The sequence below is a fragment of the Pseudoalteromonas sp. NZS71 genome (assembly GCF_015864715.1).
GTDB lineage: Bacteria > Pseudomonadota > Gammaproteobacteria > Enterobacterales > Alteromonadaceae > Pseudoalteromonas > Pseudoalteromonas arctica.
The window spans coordinates 1-700 of record NZ_JADYWS010000081.1 but is presented as its reverse complement, the minus strand read 5'-3'; the positions used below and the strand labels follow the sequence as shown (position 1 = coordinate 700).

At 44.0% G+C, this 700-nt stretch carries 1 pseudogene; it reads right to left on the bottom strand.

What is annotated here, in order from left to right:
• A pseudogene (locus tag I6E85_RS20805) lies at positions 1–700 on the bottom strand (transposase); the annotation flags it as partial.

Sequence of the window (700 nt, the reverse complement as noted above, 5' to 3'; positions counted from 1 at the left end):
TATGGCTGTTTACATTGACCCCGCTTCGCCACATGGCATTGCCTGCAGGGCAGCGGCATGTTTGCGTTGCCTCATCATAATGAAAATCGTCTGAGGTAAATAACCGAGGCTTGCCTTTGCTGCGTTTTAGTCGGCGCTTTTCTTGCTCAGTTTCGTATGTTTCGCTGGCTTTAAATAGCGGATTTCGTTTTCTAAATTGGTTATCCGCAATGTAGGTATCGAACCCACTTTGCGCCATAAACTCAAGGTTTACTTCGCTGTTAAACCCACTGTCTGCGGTGAATTTGATGGTGTGTTTATCTGCCATTTTTTCTGTATTGAGTTTAGCAAGCTGCTGTTTTAATTGTGCAACGGCTGGCTGTAAAGTTTGTTGTTCGCCCACTGAGCCCCACGCTTGTGCTTGCAGGATGATTTGATGTTTATCATCGTTTATCGCGATGCCGTTGTAGCCTTGAATTGTCCCTTTTGAGGTCGTCATCTTCGCACTATCTGGGTCAGTGATATTACTTTTAACAGGCTTGCCTTTACTGCCTGTTTTCTCTTCGTGAGTGGCTAAAAACTCGGTGATTTTATCTGCATTTCTATCCAGCTTTTCTTTTTGTTTTAAGTCCTGAGTTATCAACTCTTCGCCCAGTCCATCTTGTGATTGGTGGCGTTCAATAATACGTTTGCTTGCGCGTTCTAGTTTTGCTTTTTTGCG